15 protein-coding genes are annotated in these 20,243 nt (G+C 41.2%); 13 read left to right on the forward strand and 2 right to left on the reverse strand.

Going from position 1 to position 20,243, the window contains the following annotated elements; translation table 11 throughout:
• Positions 1–33 precede the first annotated feature (33 nt).
• The 7 genes from DW862_RS07770 to DW862_RS07800 all read left to right on the forward strand — a co-directional run bounded on the left by DW862_RS07770 (position 34) and on the right by DW862_RS07800 (position 10,740).
• Positions 34–981, forward strand: coding sequence for a FecR family protein (locus DW862_RS07770; RefSeq protein ID WP_008023857.1), 948 nt, complete (start codon positions 34–36; stop codon positions 979–981).
• Between the two features lie 222 nt (positions 982–1,203).
• Positions 1,204–4,458: a TonB-dependent receptor gene (locus tag DW862_RS07775; RefSeq protein ID WP_009040956.1), complete on the forward strand. Its 3,255-nt coding sequence runs from the start codon at positions 1,204–1,206 to the stop codon at positions 4,456–4,458.
• A 5-nt stretch (positions 4,459–4,463) separates the two neighbouring features.
• Positions 4,464–5,750: a RagB/SusD family nutrient uptake outer membrane protein gene (locus DW862_RS07780; protein ID WP_004313820.1), complete on the forward strand. Its 1,287-nt coding sequence runs from the start codon at positions 4,464–4,466 to the stop codon at positions 5,748–5,750.
• A gap of 10 nt (positions 5,751–5,760) precedes the next feature.
• Complete coding sequence (locus DW862_RS07785; protein ID WP_225473428.1) at positions 5,761–6,702, forward strand: phosphodiester glycosidase family protein; 942 nt, start codon at positions 5,761–5,763, stop codon at positions 6,700–6,702.
• Between the two features lie 12 nt (positions 6,703–6,714).
• Entirely contained in the window at positions 6,715–8,496 is a 1,782-nt protein-coding gene (locus DW862_RS07790) for an IPT/TIG domain-containing protein (RefSeq protein ID WP_120067665.1), read from the forward strand.
• Positions 8,497–8,502: 6 nt separating this feature from the next.
• Complete coding sequence (locus tag DW862_RS07795) at positions 8,503–9,762, forward strand: IPT/TIG domain-containing protein (protein WP_004313817.1); 1,260 nt, start codon at positions 8,503–8,505, stop codon at positions 9,760–9,762.
• A 63-nt stretch (positions 9,763–9,825) separates the two neighbouring features.
• Positions 9,826–10,740, forward strand: coding sequence for a glycerophosphodiester phosphodiesterase family protein (locus DW862_RS07800; protein WP_008023849.1), 915 nt, complete (start codon positions 9,826–9,828; stop codon positions 10,738–10,740).
• A gap of 133 nt (positions 10,741–10,873) precedes the next feature.
• On the opposite strand, the gene DW862_RS07805 is transcribed toward DW862_RS07800, so the two are convergent.
• Both DW862_RS07805 and DW862_RS07810 read right to left on the reverse strand, forming a co-directional pair.
• Entirely contained in the window at positions 10,874–11,968 is a 1,095-nt protein-coding gene (locus tag DW862_RS07805; protein ID WP_055235645.1) for an SGNH/GDSL hydrolase family protein, read from the reverse strand.
• A 58-nt stretch (positions 11,969–12,026) separates the two neighbouring features.
• Positions 12,027–13,247 (reverse strand): pitrilysin family protein, encoded by a 1,221-nt coding sequence (locus tag DW862_RS07810; protein WP_055235644.1) that lies wholly within the window; start codon positions 13,245–13,247, stop codon positions 12,027–12,029.
• 105 nt (positions 13,248–13,352) lie between these two features.
• On the opposite strand from DW862_RS07810, the gene DW862_RS07815 reads away from it, so the two are divergent.
• The 6 genes from DW862_RS07815 to DW862_RS07840 all read left to right on the forward strand — a co-directional run bounded on the left by DW862_RS07815 (position 13,353) and on the right by DW862_RS07840 (position 20,101).
• Positions 13,353–13,886: a TIGR00730 family Rossman fold protein gene (locus DW862_RS07815; protein WP_008023845.1), complete on the forward strand. Its 534-nt coding sequence runs from the start codon at positions 13,353–13,355 to the stop codon at positions 13,884–13,886.
• 4 nt (positions 13,887–13,890) lie between these two features.
• Positions 13,891–14,496, forward strand: a complete 606-nt coding sequence (locus tag DW862_RS07820; protein WP_004298060.1) for an SIS domain-containing protein — start codon at positions 13,891–13,893, stop codon at positions 14,494–14,496.
• The gene (locus DW862_RS07825; protein WP_055235642.1) at positions 14,484–15,404 is read left to right on the forward strand and encodes a carbohydrate kinase; all 921 of its coding nucleotides are present in this window, start codon (positions 14,484–14,486) and stop codon (positions 15,402–15,404) included. Before DW862_RS07820 ends, DW862_RS07825 begins: the two co-directional genes overlap by 13 nt.
• A 152-nt stretch (positions 15,405–15,556) precedes the next feature.
• Entirely contained in the window at positions 15,557–17,164 is a 1,608-nt protein-coding gene (locus DW862_RS07830; RefSeq protein WP_055235641.1) for a DUF6377 domain-containing protein, read from the forward strand.
• 268 nt (positions 17,165–17,432) lie between these two features.
• Positions 17,433–18,593, forward strand: a complete 1,161-nt coding sequence (locus DW862_RS07835; RefSeq protein ID WP_120067668.1) for a glycoside hydrolase family 76 protein — start codon at positions 17,433–17,435, stop codon at positions 18,591–18,593.
• Between the two features lie 38 nt (positions 18,594–18,631).
• The gene (locus DW862_RS07840) at positions 18,632–20,101 is read left to right on the forward strand and encodes a glycoside hydrolase family 125 protein (RefSeq protein ID WP_120067670.1); all 1,470 of its coding nucleotides are present in this window, start codon (positions 18,632–18,634) and stop codon (positions 20,099–20,101) included.
• Positions 20,102–20,243 lie beyond the last annotated feature (142 nt).

Consider the following 20,243-nt stretch of genomic DNA (forward strand, 5'->3'; position numbering starts at 1 on the left):
CATTCACGTATAACCAATAGAAACACCTATAATATGGCTACACATTTTAAAGATTTATACCGCCGATATATGGAGAAGGGACTACCTTCTTCTGACTTGAGAGAGTTCAAAAAAGAACTTGACCACATACCGGATGAAGAACTTTGGAATACCATGATAAACATGGAAAAAGATTCTGCACCGGAAATCGGGATGCCCCCCATGATGAAAAAGCAGATACGTAAGGAACTTCATCAAATCATCTGGAGAAGACGCTGGTATCAATTTGCGAAATATGCCGCTGTCATCGCTCTACTCGTCACCTCTTCCTTCGGCATATATTCCTTATTCGATACTCCAAGTTCGCAACAAATGATAACTGCCAATGTAAAACCCGGCAGCAAATCAGAGATCATATTGCCGGACGGAACAAAAGTGCAACTGAATGGTGCCACTACCATCAGATATGACGTCAATGATACAGAACAACGACTCGTACATCTATCAGGAGAAGCTTTCTTCGATGTAGCCAAAAGCCCGGACTGTCCTTTCAGAGTCATGGTAAATGACTTCCAGATCGAAGTATTGGGAACTTCTTTCAATGTGAATACATATAAGAAAGATGTTATCGAAACCTCTCTGCTTACCGGAAAAATTAAAATATCCGGCGGCTCTCTCCCGCACGAATATACGCTTACTCCCGGTGAAAAAGCAACCTACTCCAGTGTAGACAAAGCCCTCAAAATTACAAAAGCTGATGTGCATGTAGAAACAGGCTGGTGTAATGATTATCTAATTTTCGACTCCGAGCCTTTAATTGATGTTATAGAGCAAATAGAACGGTGGTATGGAGTAGAAATAGAACTAAAATATCCACAGATTGCACAAGATTTACTGTCCGGTTCTTTCCGCCATGAAAATATACAGAATGTTATCCATTCATTGAGCCTTCAGTATAAATTCAAATATGAGATACATAAAGATAAAATCATTATTTATTAACCTCAAAAGAAAGGAGCCTATGAAAGATATAATATAAGCTATTTAAAGAAAAACAACCAAAGAATCGCCCAATCCTTTGGTTGTATGAAAGTCGATAAAATTAATCCATTAAAACATGAAAAAATAGTATCAACTATGAATTACACAAAGTTAATTTTTTCCTTTAAAAAGAGGAGACATAATCTCCTTATTTTTAGAAACTTTACCATTTTGCTCACTGGAATGATTTTACTATCCACAACAGAAGCATTGGCACAAAAAGGAAATGTGTCGGTAAACATCAATAATGGTACGGTGAAAACATTCATAAAGGAGATCGAGAAACAAACCCGGTATACATTCGTTTATCGGAACAATGTCCTCAACGACCAATCGAAAGTGACCGTCAACTGTAAAAATAAGCCTCTTGATCAAGTACTGTCACAAGTATTCACTCCATTAAATGTTTCTTATTCGCTTAATAACAATACCATAGTATTAGTGAAGCAAGAAGTGCAACAACAGAAAAAAAACGAAAAGAAAACCATCAAAGGTACTGTGACAGATGGAAAAGGCGAACCGATTATCGGAGCCAATGTAATACAGGAAGGTGGCATCGGAACAATTACAGATGTTGAAGGAAATTTCACCGTCACAGCAGACCTATCCAAGCCGTTGGAAATATCCTACATCGGATACAAAAAGAAATCTATCCGCATCGGTGCTTCACCAACAATCAACATAGCGCTGGAAGAAGATGCACACGTCATGGATGAAGTTATCGTCATCGGATATGGCTCCAAAACCAAGCGGGATGTTACCTCTTCCATTGGAACTTATAAACCGGGAGAAGTCAATGTCCGCCAGGTATTAGGTGTTGACGAACTGTTGCAGGGACGCGTATCCGGAGTGAATATAACGTCAGCATCCGGTGTACCGGGAAGTAAAAATCGGGTCAGTATCCGTGGAATCGGTTCAATTACCGCAGGTAACGAACCACTATATGTAATTGACGGAGTACCTATCAACAATACGTCAGGAGATACTGGTGCTTGGGGAGCACAATCAATGAACGGTCTGAATGATTTCAATCCCTCCGACGTAGAATCTATACAGATTTTGAAGGATGCAGCTTCCGCTGCTATTTATGGCTCACGTGCAACAAATGGTGTTATCCTGATAACAACTAAAAAAGGAAGCAAGGGACAGGCCAAAGTAAACATTGACACGAATGTTAGTTTCTCCAACCTGACCAGAACAGACAAACTGGATATGACCGACACTGATCTGTTTCTGGAAGTTCTGAACGAAGCTATCGACAACTATAATCTGCAAACCAACAGTACGCAGGCACGTATTGATAACCCTGCACCGGGAAAAGCACAGACAAACTGGCTCGATCTGGTACTTCGTACGGCTGTTACCTACACGACTACCGCGTCTGTGTCAGGCGGAACAGATAAAACGAATTATTACTTGTCCGCCAATTACAAACACAACGAAGGTGTAATTATCAACAATCAGCTCAAACGTTACAATTTGAAGGTTAATCTGGACACGGAAATCAAAAAGTGGCTCAAGGTAGGAACCGCCCTGAATTTAAGTTACTCGCGTAATAACCGCGTTCCCACCGGCTATAATATAGGAACCAGTGTCATTACCCGCGCCATCGAACAACGTCCATGGGATTCCCCTTATCGTCCCGACGGAGAATATGCTGTCGGAGGACAGGAATTGGCCAACCATAACCCGATACAGGCTCTTAACGAAGAAGATGTATATATCGATAATTACCGTGCCCTCGGTTCACTCTATATGCTGTTTAACATAACGAAAGACTTGAACTTCAAAACTACACTCGGAGAGGATTTCAACTATACGGAAGAACACATTTATTACACAGCCGATCACCCCTATGGCAATAAAGTAGGAAAGCTTATTGACGGACGAAAATCTTATGCGAGTACTTTATGGGAAAACGTGCTCACTTATAAACACTCCTTTGAAGAAGATTTCTCTCTGGACGTCATGCTGGGGCATTCTATACAAAAGGATGTAACTTCCTCAGCCGCACAAACGGGTATCGGATTCCCCTCTCCTTCTTTTGACGTCAACTCTGTTGCTGCCGAATACTCGGATATAAGTACAGGACTTTCTTCATTCCTGCTCCAATCATTCTTCGGCCGTTTAAGTCTGAACTACAAGAACCGCTATTTACTAACGGGAACCATGCGTGCTGACGGTTCTTCCAAATTCATATCCAGCAATCGCTACGGATATTTCCCGTCTGTCAGCGCCGGTTGGAATTTGGGAGAAGAATCTTGGTGGAAATATCCACAAACCGATGTAAAGTTCCGCGCAAGCTGGGGTTGCACCGGTAATCAGGGAGGTATCGGCTCTTATGCTTATCAAGCATTAGCCGGTGGAGGGTACAACTATAACGGTGAGAACGGTTTAGGACTGACTACTGCAGGCAACCGCGATCTTAAATGGGAAAAAGCCCAACAAGCTGACGTCGGAGTAGACCTTTCTTTTTTCAGAGGTGCGATCACATTCACAGCAGATGCATTTATCAAAGATACCAAGGACTTGCTTTACCAAAAGCCAACTCCTGCTACATCGGGTTATACCAGCCAGGTATGTAATATCGGATCAATGCGTAATAAAGGACTCGAATTTACCTTAGGAGCCAACCTTAGCAAAGGTTCATTCTCATGGCATTCAGATTTCAATATCTCCTTTATCAGAAATAAACTGACTGCGCTTCTCGACAATAATGAGATATTGACAACCAGCTCGATGCACGCCCTTAAAGTCGGCGAACCGATAGGGTCCTTCTATATGATTAAGTGGAAAGGTATTTACCAGTCGGATGATGAAATTCCTGCCAAGATTTACGATCAGGGCGTAAGAGCAGGAGACTGTATTTACGAAGATGTGGATGGTAACGATGTCATAGACGAAAACGACAAACAGTTTGTCGGCTCGGCTAATCCAAAGTTCACCGGTGGTTTCAATAACACATTCAAGTACAAAGGCGTTGACTTGAGCCTGTTCTTTACATTTTCGTCAGGCAACAAGCTCTATGAACTGTGGACCGGAGGTTTACGAATGGGTAACGGTACATGGCCGATACTGAAATCATCTGCAGAATCCCGTTGGACGGGACCAGGCAGTACTAACGAAAATCCGCGTGCCATTTATGGTTATACGTGGAACTCAACCAAGTTTGTCAATACCCGAATGTTACACGATGCATCTTATATCCGTTGCCGTACAGCTTCTATTGGATATACCCTCCCAAAAAGTTGGATTAACCGGATACATATCGATAATCTACGCATATATTTCCAGGCAGATAACCTCTTCATATTAACGAAGTGGCCGTATCTGGATCCGGAAGTAAATGTAAGCCTCTCTGCAACCAATATGGGATATGATTATCTCTACCCATCCCAACCGCGTACGTTTACAATAGGTGTCAATCTTAAATTCTAACAGATATGAAGAATTTTATTATATCGTTATTAACAGTATTATTGGTGTTTGCCACTAGTTGCAACGAAATGGACCAATATCCGCATAATGCCGTATCCAGTGATAACCTCACCGAGGAGGATGCTCAATTACTGCTTACCGGACTCTACTTTTATATACAAAACAAACCAACAGTCAATGGTTATCTTACACAAGACATTGTCGGCGGAGATCTTGTCCGCGGCGGAGCGACAGGACTGAAAGATCCGGTATTATTGGTAAAAGACCTGGTTACCCCTGAAAGCGGTTTCGTCAGCGGACCGTGGGATGGATTTTATACTGCTCTCTACCAAGTAAATTCACTGATTGTCGCAGTTGACAAATTAGCAGCCAGCCAGTCACGAAACGAGATACTGGGAGTAGCCAGTTTCTTCCGTGGTCTGATTTATTATCACCTGGTTACCCGCTATGGAGAAGTTCCCATTCTCGAAGCTCCTTTCTCGGGAGACATCGCAGCATCTACCGAAACAGAAGGATGGAGTTTTGTAGAAAAGAATTTTCAGGTAGCAATAGATTATGCTCCTACTTTTTCCGACAAGTATTACGTCTCAAAACAAGCGGCAAAGGCTTTAATGGCAAGAACCAAACTTGCACAAGGCAAAATGACTGAAGCTGCCAAACTTGCTGAAGAAGTGATAGGTGATGCCAATTTCTCACTTGCCGACTTCGACCAGATCTTCCGTGGAAAAGCAAACCGAGAAGAAATATTCTCATTTGTCAATCTGCTCAATGAATCAAGCGTAAACTTGAGTGCTTCCCTCTATTCACGTGCTTCTGCCAATGGAGGTAGCTATACATATGCGCCGACGACAAAAGTGATGAATATGTTCGAACCGGATGATAAACGAACCGCCATATCAATTGATATGCAGGAAACAAATGAAGTCATTAATAAATATCCCGGTGGAGAGGTGACTACCGATCCGATCATTATTACCCGTTTGGGGGAAATGTACCTGATCAGTGCTGAAGCACAAGGACTTTCCAAAGGGCTTACCCGTTTGAATGAGCTTCGGAACTTTCGTGGTCTTCCTTCTGTACACCCTGCCACTGAAGAAGACTTCATAGATGCAATTCTCAATGAGAGACATACGGAACTACTGGCAGAAGGTTTCCGTTGGTTCGACCTTGTCCGCCTCAACCGCCTGGAAAGTGATCTCGGCTTTGAGCGCAAGTATAACAAATTACCTATTCCTGCCAAAGAAAGGTCTCTCAATAAACTTTTAAATCAAAATTCATATTGGGCTAACTAAAACAATGAAAATGATGAACTTATTAAAATACATGCAGATTCTGTCATTTGTATTACCAGTGGCTTTCTTAAGTTGCTCAAACGATACAATTGAAGACGTACATTATACCCCGCAAACAAAAATCGGTCAAAAACTATTAGCGGGTAGTGAAACAGTGGCACGTGTATATACCGATACCAGCTTTGTTGTTGCATTGGGAGTTACGGAAACAGATGTCCACTTTCAAAAGGCAGACAGCCGCTCTACTCATATATTTATAATCGACATTGATTTGAATGAACCAGGGGTTTCATTAGAAGTAGGTATGCCGTATGATGCGGATGTACGCAACAACTTCCAGCGGCAGACACTAACAGAAATGGCAGATTACGCCGACCGTCCGTGGCACCGGGTAGCTGCCATGATTAATGCTGATTTTTGGGATGTCAGTACAATGGATATCAGGGGGCCCATTCATCGCAATGGAGTGATCTTAAAAAACTCATTCATCTTTAAAGAAACACTTCCCCAACAAGCTTTGAGTTTTATCGCGCTGACGAAAGACAACAAAATGGTAATTGCCGACTCTGTGGAGTATCGTGGTATGCAGTACAACCTCAAAGAAGTGACCGGGAGCGGAGTTATCGTGCTACGGGATGGAGAAATATCCGGCGCGACTTATCCAGGTATCGATCCGCGTACTTGTCTTGGATATTCAGATGATGGTCATGTCTACTTCATGGTGGCTGACGGACGTGTAGAGTTCTACTCATACGGACTTACTTATCCGGAAATGGGTTCAATAATGAAAGCATTAGGATGCTCATGGGCTGTGAACCTGGATGGTGGCGGTTCTACCCAAATGCTTATACGACATCCGATAGCGGATATATTCCAAATACGGAACCGGCCTTCTGATGGACAGGAGCGACCTGTCGTAAATACGTGGATGGTAACAGTCAATGAACCTTAAAAAGCAGAAAGTATGAAGAACTCAATATTTATTTTATCTATCCTATTTTGTTGCAACTTGTTCTGTGGATGTTCGGAATCGGACGAATCCGATTCCCGACAATTTCCTCCGAAACTCATTTCCATTATTCCGAAAGCTGGATCGACAGGAGGTACCGCAATTATTTCAGGAGTTCATTTTTCTGAAACAGCAATTGATAATGAGGTATTTATTAACGGAGTACAAGCGGAAATTATCGATGCAACCCAGAATCGTTTAGTGATTGCTCTTCCCAATAATCCGGAAGGTACTTATTCAATCAAAGTTAGTGTGAAAGGGGAAGTTGTAGAAGGACTCAAATTTACTTATGCAACACCTCAAGCTCCACCTGAACTTGCTGTATTACAGGTTATGCCCTCCTCTGCCTATGCAGGAGATTTAGTGACACTGATCGGTCAGTGTTTCAGCACAGTGGTATCAGAAAATCAGGTGACAATCAACGGAGTGACTGCTGAAGTTAAAGAGGCGACTTCCAGCCAACTCAAAATTATCATTCCCGACACCGAGGAAGGCAGTTACCCTATCCGTGTGAGAATTGGTACTAAAGAAGCTGAAAGCCCCCTGTTTACTTACCTTCACACAGTGACATTAACGACCTCTTCTCTAACCCCCGCACGTGGAAAAGCCGGAGAGGAAGTGGTGATTTCAGGAGAAGGATTTGGAACAACGGTCGAAGAGAACATGGTTTCCATAAACGGAAAGCAGGCAACCGTAAAAGTTGTAACCGCAACAACGCTAACCATTATTGCTCCGGAGAATCCTTCCGGTACCTATCCAGTCAAAGTTACTGTCGCAGATAAAACGGTAGAGAATCTAAGTTTCACCTACGAAGATTTATCTTACACAGTTGCAACAGTAGCAGGTAACTCCGCAACTACCTCTACTGACGGTAAGGGAACGGCTGCCTCTTTCAAATTCCCGCAGGGACTAGCTCTCGCACCCAATGGTGACATATGGATTGCCGAAAGAGGAAATAACGTCATCAGAAAAATGGATCAGGAATATAATGTTTCAACTGTTGCCCAAAGTGGCACCGTTACATTTAATGCTCCCTGGCAAGGTGGTTTCGATCTCTCGGGTATATATTATGTAGCCAATAAAGCTTTGAATAATATTATTAAGATTACACAGGAAGGCACTTGCTCTGTGTTCTCCACCGAAACAACCTTTAAAAGTCCGATGAGCGTCACTTTTGATAGTAACGGTAATATGTATATCGCGGACCGCGATAATAAGGCAGTAAAGAAAATAACATCCGGCAGTACTGTAACTAACTACGATATGTCTTCACTCAAAGCCGGTCCCAATTGTATGGCGGTAGATAAGAAGGGAAGAATTTTTGTAGGTACCGGCGGTACTTATCAGCTGCATATGTTCGATACGGACGGTACACTAAAAACTGTATTCGGAACTGGCGTAGTACCCACTGCCGCGACTTATTCTGATGGTGAACAGAACGACCTGTCAAAAGCAACCATGGGGGCAACATTCGGCATTGCATTCGGCCCGGATGAGGTACTTTATATCACCGATTATACAATGCATACCATACGTACGCTAACACCGGATGCAGAAGGCGACTATACGAAAGGAACATTAAAAACAATAGCCGGTATTCCGGGAACGAAAGGTAAAATTGATGGTTCTGCCCTGACAGCTACATTCAATTGCCCTGCAAGCGTACTGGTTTCGGATAAAGTATATATCGCTGATGAGCAAAACCATTTGATTCGTACCATAACAGTAAATAAATAAAAGACTATGAGAAAGATATACATACTACTGCTCGCCTGCCCACTCTTATCATTGTTTGTAGCCTGCAATGATAATGACTACAAAGCGTCAGTGACAGAGCTTAGGCTGGTCCTCGTGAAACCCACCAATGTTTATTCCGGTGAAATAGCTACAATACTGGGACGTAATTTCAGCACGGTGCCGGAAGAAAATGCTGTTTTCATCAACGACCAGCAGGCAACCGTTATAGAAGCCTTCAAGGACGAACTGAAAATAATATTACCTGAAATGGCTCCGGGAAAATATTCCATCCGCGTCAAATCCCCCTCGGGTGAATTGACAGGCCTCGAGCTCAATTATCTGAAAACACCCGATCAGGAATATATCGTTCAAACAATCGTTGGACAGAAGGGAGTATTCGAAATGACAGACGGAGTCGGTACGGAAGCCACAACCAAGCTTCCCACTGGTATCGCTTTTGCTCCGGATGGCAGTTTATGGTTTACAGAACGAGGATACAACTATATACGACGTATCTCTCCGGACTTCCTGGTCACTTCACTCCTCGATGTGGCAGTAGACGGTAGCAGTGCTATCTGGCAAGGTGGATTCGATTCGAAAGGAAACTATTATTTCATCGACAAAGGAAAAGGAATGTTACGGAAAATAGAAACCGGCAGTATGTCTGTTTCAACCATAGCATCCGAAATGAAGAGTCCAATGAATGTTACATTCGATGATGAAGATAACATATATGTATCGGCACGCGACAATAAGGCGATTTATAAATTCACACCTTCAGGTACAAAAACAACTTTCGCCACTCTTAACGTATCTCCCAACTATATTGTGTTCGACAAAAACAAGAATATGATTGTTGGTACTTCTAATGGGTATGTGTTGATTCAAATCAGTCCAGATGGCACGCAAAAAACAATTGCAGGAGACGGAGTAAAAGGACAAGAGTATTATGACGGAGAACCCGGTAATCCGCTTAGTGCAAAAGTGGGTGCTACTTTCGGGGTAGCTGCCGGTTCAGATGGATGCCTGTATCTTTCGGATAACACGTACAACTGCATCCGCAAACTAACTCCTGACGCAAATGGAGACTACTCGAAAGGAACGCTGGAAACCATCGCTGGTTCTGGGAAAGCAGGTTTCTCCGACGGAAAAGGACTGAAGGCTACCTTCAACCAACCGTATGAAATCATAATTACGGAGGACTGCAAAACAATGTATGTGGCAGGCGCCGTCAATTACCTGATTCGCCGCATTACTGTCAAATAATAGCGAGCACCCGGGGCGATGCCCCGGGTGACTTTTACCATCATTAATGAATTCTATTAAGTTATGACGAAAAAACTTTTTTTCTTACTACCTATTCTGCTAACCGCATTTTCCATCAGCGCACAAACAAGGACTGATAAACTTTTGAAAAATCTACATGATAATGAATCGAAGTATATCTTTGTTATCGCTCATAGAGGAGACTGGCGCAATGCGCCGGAAAACTCCCTGCAAAGTATCGAAAAAGCAATTGCAATGAAAGTTGATATGATAGAACTTGACATACAACCGACTAAAGATGGCAACTTTATTTGTATGCACGACGAAACTCTCGACCGTACTTCTACGGGAAAGGGACCGATAAAAGATTATACGACCGAGGAACTGAAAAAGTTCGTCCTACGCAGCGGCAACGGAATCAAGACCCGCCAACCAATCCCCACACTGAAAGAAGCATTAAATGTCTGTAAAGGCCGTATTCTTGTCAATATAGACAAAGGAGGTACTTACATAAAAGAAATTATGCCTATCATCCAGGAATGTGGAATGGAGAAACAGGTCATCATCAAAGGATACTATCCTGTAGAGAAAGTGAAAAAAGAGTATGGCTCCAATGAAAGCATGCTTTATATGCCTATCGTTAATTTATGGGATAAAGAAGCAGTTGCCACTATACAAACTTTTATCAAAAACTTTACCCCAATTGCTTACGAATTATGCTTCAAAGATGATGCAAATCCGAATCTAAAAATAATAGATGAAATCGCTAAATCAGGTAGTCGGATATGGATGAATACTTTATGGGATAGTCTATGTGGCGGACATGATGATGAAAATGCTCTATTGGAAAGTAAAGATAAACATTGGGGCTGGATGTTAAAGCATAAAGCAACAATGATACAAACAGACCGTCCACAAGAACTTATTCATTATTTGGAGGAAAAAGGATTGAGAGATCTGGAACAATCTTCTCTATAAGTCATTCGAAACATCTTATTTATTAAAGAAGTAGCGAGCTTCTTGTTTTCAGGAACAACTTAACACATTTGCAAAAAAAAGGTCAATTCACCCCCATGAATTGACCTTTATTTCTTCTTATTTCTTTCCGTTATTAGTCTCTAAACTTAATTTTCAGAATCTTGCTGATAGCAGGTTTATACTTCTTTAGCATCCGGTCGAATCCCAAATCGTTCGGATGAGTTCCGTCGATGGTTCCCTCGTGATCTGTTCCCAAGAAACGGTCTTCTTTAATGAAATACAGGTTCTTTACGCCTTTTTTACGCAGTACTTCTACTTGTTCAGCGATAGCCTCATTCTGTTGCTTTACATTCTCACGGGCTTTCTGATTAAAGTTTCCCGTTTCGCGTATCAATGTCTGTATGATAATAATAGGTGTATCCGGATGTTTTTCCCGCAAGGTCATTACAAAGTCAACAGCCCGTTCGGTAATCTCTTTGGGAGAAGGATTAGGAATACAATCCAAGATAAAAGCGTCTGCATCAATATCCGCTAACATCCCGGCAACTTCTTTCTCCATTTTTCCATTGCCACTCAACCCCAAATTTATGAAATTATATCCACTGCTACGGGATAAGCGGGCCGGATAGGCCATGCCCGGACGGCTGGCAGAAGCTCCCTGCAAAATACTGGATCCGTAGACTACTATTTTCTCTTTGAACGGATTTTCTCCTTTATGTATGTGAGCATCAGAAGAAACACCTATCTCCAGACTCTTCAACTCATCGTATAAAGGCAGATATAACAAACATTCTTTCTCTTCGGTTCCCATATTATCGACAATCACTCTTTCCGTAGTCACACCACCCGGCATCCCTACTCCGGCAAATTGCCATTTCCCATCCCGTTTGATATACAAATCCAAGCCTTTCTGGGCTAGTCTGGTCAAGTTTGGCAATTGGTAATTGTCAGGAACAGTCCATTTAGCTTTTATCACCGGACTGTTCGTTGTGAAGGAAATAGCCAAACCCGCAGAGTTGGTGAATAGCTTCTTTACTGCAGGAGGCATCGTACAATACTTTGCTGTATCTACCCGATGGAAATATTCACCTTCGGTAGTCGCTTTTCCTACCAATAAAAGCTCTTGAGCCGGCATATAGGTAAAATTGCTCTTCTGCTGTCCGAATGTTGTAAGGGGAAACATTATCAGACCCAGGCAAATCCAGACATTTCGTGTTAAGTTTCTCATGGTTAGTTTAATATTAACAGTTTATTAATTGTCAGTATATCGTAGCAGTATCAAAAAGCTACTTATAAATCAGCGTTGATAAATACTCTTCTGCAAACATTTCATTGGCAACCTCCAGTAGTTGCTGTGCCGTTAACTCTTCAATACGCTTAAAAACAAGCTCGGATGATTCATATTTATGATAATGAAGGTATGTTTTCGCCATTCCCAGTGCATTATTCTCAAAGTTATCAGATGCCACTCCAATTTGTCCGATCAACTGCTTTTTCGCTGCTGCCAACTGGGAGGAAGTCATTTTCACATCACGCATCCGCTTCAGTTCCTTATAGGTCAGTTTCAAACAGGTATCCATATCATCTACATCCGTCCCGAAATAAATACAGAAAGCCCCTGTATCCGTGTAAGAGGTCAGATTGGATTCTACATTATAAACCAGTCCTCTACGCTCACGAAGGGACACATTGAGTTTACTATTCATTCCGGGACCTCCGAGGACATTGTTCAATAAATAGAGAGCCGTGCGTTTGTCGTCATACGCATTATAGCCACGGCTACCAATCATTACATGTGCCTGGTGTGTGTCTCTGGGAACCGTCAAATGTTCCGGCACATAAAGAGGCGGAGGTGTACGACGATTCTCTACTCTTACATCAGGAATATCCAAGAGGTATTTCTCTACCAGGCGAATGATTCTTTTGAAATCATATTGTCCCTGAACAAAAAACACCATATTCCCCGGTTGGTAAAACCGGCGGGTAAACGATAGAACGTCTTCCGTACGAAAACTCCGCAGCAGTTCCGGTTTACCAAGAATGTTTCTTCCCAATGGATGATTGCGGAAGATCATATCTTCAAAATCATCGAAGATCAGTTCCGACGGAGTATCCTCATACGACTGGATTTCATCAATAATGACCTCCGTTTCTTTTTCTATCTCATGCTGCGGAAAGGTTGAATGAAATACAATATCCCCCAACAGTTCAAGCGCCCGTTCCAGATGTTCTTTCAGGAAAGCGGCATAGACCACCGTTTCTTCCTTATTAGTGTAAGCATTCAGGTCGCCCCCCACATTCTCCATCCGGTTGAGGATATGCCAGGCTTTACGCTTCTCCGTTCCTTTAAAAATCAGGTGTTCTACAAAATGGGCCATTCCCTGCTCATTCTCTGCCTCATCGCGCGTTCCGGCATCGATCGCAAAACCACAATAAGCTACTTTTGAGAGGGTCGGTTCATGGATAATACGTAAGCCATTTGGCAATGTATATTCGTTACCTTGCATTGTTTTATACTTCCTTATTGAATTAATGCCACAAAAATACAATAAAACTTATTGCTGTTTATAGAAAATTGCAGATATTTGTGGACTATAACAGCAACAACGTATATGGAAAAGATAGGAATATTCTGTTCCGCCTCCGAAAACATTGACAAAATGTACTTCGAAAGTGCCCGCCAAATAGGAGAATGGATGGGGCAGAAAGGCAAAACCTTGATATATGGAGGGGCCAGCCTCGGACTGATGGAATGTGTAGCCCGCGCCGTGAAAGAAAACGGAGGCAAGGTCATCGGAGTTGTTCCCGCCAAACTGGAGGAGAACGGCAAAGTAAGCATTCTGTTAGACGAAGAAATTCATACCCGCAATTTGAGTGACCGCAAAGACATCATAACGGAGAAGTCGGAGGTGTTAGTCGCACTACCCGGAGGCGTCGGTACACTCGATGAGATTTTCCATGTAATAGCTGCTGCTTCTATCGGTTATCACCGGAAAAAGGTCATCTTCTACAACGAATATGGTTTCTATGACGAACTATTAAAAGCACTCCACACACTGGAGGACAAAGGTTTTGCACGACAACCATTCTCAACCTACTACGAAGTAGCAAACACATTGAACGAATTAAAAGAAAAAATAAACTGATTATATGATAGACTCCATCAAACAACTTTTGCAACAGGAAGCACAAGCTGTGCTCAACATCCCTGTAACAGACGCTTATGAAAAAGCAGTGAAACTGATTGTAGAACAAATACATCAGAAAAAGGGAAAACTGGTAACTTCCGGTATGGGAAAAGCCGGACAGATTGCCATGAACATTGCTACAACTTTTTGTTCCACCGGTATTCCATCTGTCTTTCTGCACCCCAGCGAAGCACAACACGGGGATTTGGGTATTTTACAAAAGAATGATTTACTCCTGTTGATCTCCAACTCGGGCAAGACACGGGAGATTGTGGAATTAACCCGTCTGGCTCATAATCTGGATCCGGATTTGAAGTTTATTGTTATTACCGGCAATCCGGACAGTCCGTTGGCAAAAGAGTCGGATGTTTGTCTTAGTACCGGTAAGCCGGCTGAAGTCTGTGTGTTAGGCATGACTCCTACTACCTCTACCACTGCCATGACAGTGATCGGAGATATATTAGTGGTACAAACCATGAAAGAAACCGGATTTACGATCGCCGAATATTCAAAACGCCATCATGGTGGTTATCTGGGAGAAAAATCAAGATCACTATGCGAAAAGTAATCGGTATCGGAGAGACAATCCTCGATATCATCTTTCGAGGTGACCAGCCTTCCGCAGCCGTACCGGGAGGCTCTGTATTCAACGGCATCGTCTCATTGGGACGAATGGGAATAAACGTCGGCTTCATCAGTGAAACCGGGAATGACCGTGTAGGCAATATTATCCTGCAATTCATGCGTGAGAATAATATCCCAACGGATCATGTCAACGTATTCCCGGACGGAAAATCACCGGTATCTCTGGCTTTTCTCAACGAGCAAAGCGATGCAGAATATATATTTTACAAGGATTATCCCAAACAACGCTTGGACGTCCTATTCCCTAAATTAGAGGAAGATGACATTGTGATGGTCGGTTCGTATTATGCATTGAATCCGGTACTGCGGGAAAAGGTTCTCGAATTACTCGATCAGGCACGGGAAAAGAAAGCCATCATCTATTACGACCCGAATTTCCGCTCTTCTCATAAAAACGAAGCCATGAAACTGGCTCCAACCATTATTGAGAATCTTGAATATGCAGATATCGTACGCGGTTCATTAGAGGATTTCCTCTATATGTACAACATGCAGGATATAGACAAGATATACAAGGATAAAATCAAGTTCTATTGCCCACGCTTCATCTGTACTGCAGGTGGAGAAAAGGTAGCGTTGCGCACCAATCTGGTCAACAAAGATTATCCGGTAGCACCATTACAGGCAGTCAGCACCATTGGAGCCGGCGACAATTTTAATGCAGGACTCATTTATGGATTACTCAAATATGATGTTCGATACCGCGATTTAAATAACTTGAATGAAGAAATATGGGATAAAATAATCCAATGCGGAAAAGACTTCGCAGCCGAGGTTTGCAGAAGTTTTAGTAATTCGGTATCCGTGGAGTTTGCAAAGAAATACAGGTAAAACTACAGATTAAGATTTATAAGCCAGCAGCCTATCCTACAAAGACTTTATATTATATAATCCATATTAAGTTAATCAGTAAGCCTTAACTTAATATGGATTTTCTTATCTTTGCAAACACCACAATTAATACGCAATCTTACTTAATACACATGAAAAGATTTATTCTGCCTCTATTAATAATAATCCTTATTCTTACCAGTTTGCCTACAAAAGCAAATAATGAGATCGAATCATTATTAAAAACATTAGATAAATCTCTACAACACAAATCTGTCTATACTAAACAAAAACAAAGGCAAATAGACAGTTTAAAAATAGTATTAAGGCAATCCGACAATATTCAAGAAAAAATAGGAATTGCCCAGTCCCTTTGTTTTGAATATTCATCTTTTCAGAAAGATTCTGCTTTAGTTTATGCCATCCACATGAATAACCTTGCTCAAAAAAGTAATGACAAAGAACTACTAATTGAGGCGAAATTAGATTATTCAAGAATACTATCTTCTATGGGCTTTTTTAAAGAAGCCTTAGCGATTGTCAACTCAACACAACAAGAGCAATTATCTCCGCGGCTGAAAGCTGAATATTTTCTCGGACAAGTCACAATTTATAATCATCAGAAAACTTTTGCCTCAAATGAGAATGATGCACAAGAGAACGATCTGATTGCACAAATTTATCGCGATTCACTTCTTCAATGCAAGGAAGTCCCCTCAAACGTACGAGCATTCATGTCAGCACCGACTCTTCTCTTCCATAAAAAATACGATAATGCTATTCACATATTAGACAGCGTTTACAAAAGTTATGCACCTTATTCACGAGATGCCGGAATAATTGCATATTCTTTAGCTTCTGCCTATCAAGGCAAAAATGACTCTGAAAATATGATTAAATATTTCGCGATATCCGCTATCTCCGACGTATTAAATGGAGCCAGAGAGAATCTCTCTCTAAAAATACTCGCCAAATTGATCTTTGAAAGCGGAGACATAGACCGGGCATATAAATATATGAAAAATGCAATGGAGGATGCTATCTTATGTAATGCGAGAATCAATACTATTGAAGCTTCAGACATGTACCTTTTTATAGATAAGGCATTTCAGGAAAAGGAAAAAAATAAATTTATCACCATAACCATATTGCTTGTAGCATTGTGTTTTGTCTGTATCTTATTGTGTGCTTTGTTCATACAACTAAAAAAACAAAAAAGAAAAGTGGAGCAAGCCAATGAAAGTTTATCCTATCATCTTTACGAGATACAACAAATGAACTCAATATTAGCAGATAATAATAAAATCAAAGAAGAATATGTAGGACTATATATGGAACAATATACCAGTTATATTAACAAAATAGCCAATTTAAAAAAGAGGGCGCTTAAAATAGCCAAAAGCGAAGATATTAAAAAAGTGACGTCATTCCTTCACTCTTCACTCAACACAGAAGAAGATCTGGCTGAATTTTATAATAACTTTGATAAAGCAATTCTAAATCTTTTTCCTAATTTCGTTGAGGATTTTAATGCATTGCTCTTACCGGAAAATGTAATTATTCCAGGTCCGGGTAAACTTTTAACGCCTGAATTACGTATCTTCGCACTAATCCGCCTGGGAATTACAGATAGCGTAAAAATAGCCCACTTCCTGCAATATTCATTGTCGACTATCTATAATTACCGTTCAAAAATGCGAATCAAAGCAAATGGAGATCGGAATGAATTTGAAGAAAAAGTGGCTCGAATCGGGCAATAAATTCAAGAATAATAGTCTATCAGCCACACAATAGCATTTACATTTATGTGATATCCATCAACACGTATATACCTAATTATCAAACAGATACATCCTACAAGCATTTACAATTCGCTTACTACCCATTTTATAAGTAGTCGGAATAAGGTATTTTTGTAGAGTCACAGTAGCAGTGATACCTGGGACTTGCTCTCCAATGATTAATTCCCCAATAAATTGAAAAACAAAATTGGACTATTTTATAAATATCAATTAATGAAAGGAAACTATGAATAGCCTATTGCTCAATGTTATTTGTGCTTTCGCCATTGCGAACACAAATCCTAACGCAGAAAGAGCCCAGCAAAGCTTGGATGCCCTTTACAAAAACTATGCAGCACCCAATACTTGTTTGCTGCGCGAAAATTATCCTTCTGACCAGAACAACAAAGCAACTTATCTAGCGTCAGAAGAACAAGCAAAAAGACATAATGAATATTCTTATCTTTGGCCGTACTCGGGTACATTCTCTGCAGTAAACGCACTGTTGGAGAGCACTGGAAACAAAAAATATAAGAAACTTCTGGAAAATAAAGTACTCCCTGGATTGGAAGAGTATTTCGACACACGAAGAGAACCATTCGCTTACTCATCCTATATCAGTAATCAACCTCTCTCTGATCGTTTTTATGATGACAACGTTTGGTTAGGCATTGATTTCACCGATTCTTATCGTATGACTAAAAAACAAGCCTATCTAGAAAAAGCCGAACTGATATGGGAGTTTATTCTTAGCGGTAAAGACGAAGTGCTTGGAGGAGGAATCTACTGGTGTGAGCAGAAAAAAGAGTCCAAAAACACTTGTTCAAATGCACCGGGAGCCGTTTTTGCTCTCAAGCTATTTCAGGCAACTCAAGACAGCACCTATTTGAAACAAGGGAAAGAGTTATACGAATGGACTAAAAAGAATTTAGAAGATCCAACAGATCATTTATACTTTGACAACATTGCACTCAATAAGAAAATCGGGCGTGCCAAATTTGCCTATAATAGCGGCCAAATGATGCAAGCAGCCGCCCTACTCTACCAAATAACAAAACAGAAAAACTATCTGGAAGATGCTCAAAATATAGCCGAAGCATGTCACAAGCACTTTTTCACTCATTTCACCTCGCCGAACGGACAAACATTTCAATTACTGAAAAAAGGAAATATCTGGTTCACAGCAGTCATGCTAAGAGGATTTATAGAGCTTTATCACACAGATCACAATAAGACCTATCTAGCCGACTTCCAAAAAAGCCTTGATTATGCATGGCAATATGCCAGGGATAAACGGGGACTCTTCCAAACAGATTGGAGCGGAACAGATAAAAATGAGAAAAAATGGCTTTTGACACAAGCAGCTTTTGTAGAAATGTACGGCAGATTAGCCGGAATCAACTTATAATAACCACTTTTAATAATCCTCTCAAAAACACTGTAAAGATGAAGAAAAGAAACATCGGAATATGCATTATTACAACCACCCTATTAATGGGAAGTCATGCGAATGCTACTGAACTTATTCTTGCTAGAGATCATACCAATGTAGTCAATCAGGCAGCTGAAGTGGCCGCTTATAAAAGTAACCGTCCACCTGTAAACAAGCGTCTTTTTACATCAAAAGCTGTGGAAGCAGAAATTATCAGAGTAAAAAAGTTGCTTACTAACCAAAAATTGGCGTGGATGTTCGAGAATTGTTTTCCCAATACCCTTGAAACAACGGTTCATTATCGCACAACAGACGGCAAGCCTGATACTTTTGTTTATACAGGCGATATTCATGCCATGTGGCTACGTGACTCGGGAGCACAGGTTTGGCCTTATGTACAACTGGCCAATAAAGACCCGGAATTAAAGAAAATGCTTGAAGGAGTGATCCGCAGACAATTTAAATGTATCAATATTGATCCATACGCTAATGCTTTTAATGACGGAGCTGTCGGAGGGGAATGGATGTCCGACCTGACCGACATGAAACCTGAATTACATGAAAGAAAATGGGAAATAGATTCTCTATGTTATCCACTACGTCTGGCCTACCAATATTGGAAGGAAACCGGTGATGCCAGTATTTTTGATAGTGAATGGATACAAGCCATCACCAATATCCTGACTACTTTTAAGGAGCAACAACGCAAAGAAGGAGTGGGACCTTATAAATTTCAACGCAAAACAGAACGTGCACTCGATACATTAAACAATAATGGCCTAGGTGCTCCGGTAAATCCTGTCGGACTTATTGTTTCAGCTTTCCGCCCATCTGACGATGCTACAACCCTGCAATTTCTCGTGCCGTCTAACTTCTTCGCTGTTTCTTCGCTAAAGAAAGCTGCCGAAATTCTAAATGCTGTAAATCAAAATGCAGAACTGGCAAAACAATGCACAGATCTGGCAAAAGAAGTAGAAGCTGCACTAAAAAAATATGCGACTTATAATCACCCTAAATATGGTACAATTTATGCCTTTGAGGTAGATGGCTTCGGAAATCATTTCTTAATGGATGATGCTAATGTACCAAGTCTGCTGGCAATGCCTTATCTTGGTGATGTAGAAATCAACGATCCTATCTATCAAAATACACGCCGTTTTGTATGGAGCAAGGATAACCCCTATTTCTTCAAAGGAAAGGCAGGAGAAGGTATTGGCGGGCCTCACATCGGTTATGATATGGTATGGCCGATGAGCATCATGATGAAAGCATTTACCAGTCAGGACGATCAGGAGATCAAAGATTGTGTAAAGATGCTGCTCAATACGGATGCAGGGACAGGCTTTATGCATGAATCTTTCCACAAAGATGACCCCAATAACTTCACCCGTGCTTGGTTTGCATGGCAAAATACCTTATTTGGCGAACTTATTCTAAAGTTAATCAATGAAGGAAAAACGGATTTATTAAACAGTATCCAATAAAGCTGATTCAAGCAACTTCTCATTCAGGGCGCTCTTCCACCGGAAGATGCGCCCTTTTTTAACACGTAAATTACTATTAACTTTGGCTAATTATCGCAAAGGAATTATCACATCTTCGGGTAATTCTTATCTTTGCAGTATA

This window comes from Bacteroides sp. AM37-9 (assembly GCF_003603455.1).
In the GTDB taxonomy this organism is placed as follows: domain Bacteria; phylum Bacteroidota; class Bacteroidia; order Bacteroidales; family Bacteroidaceae; genus Bacteroides; species Bacteroides xylanisolvens.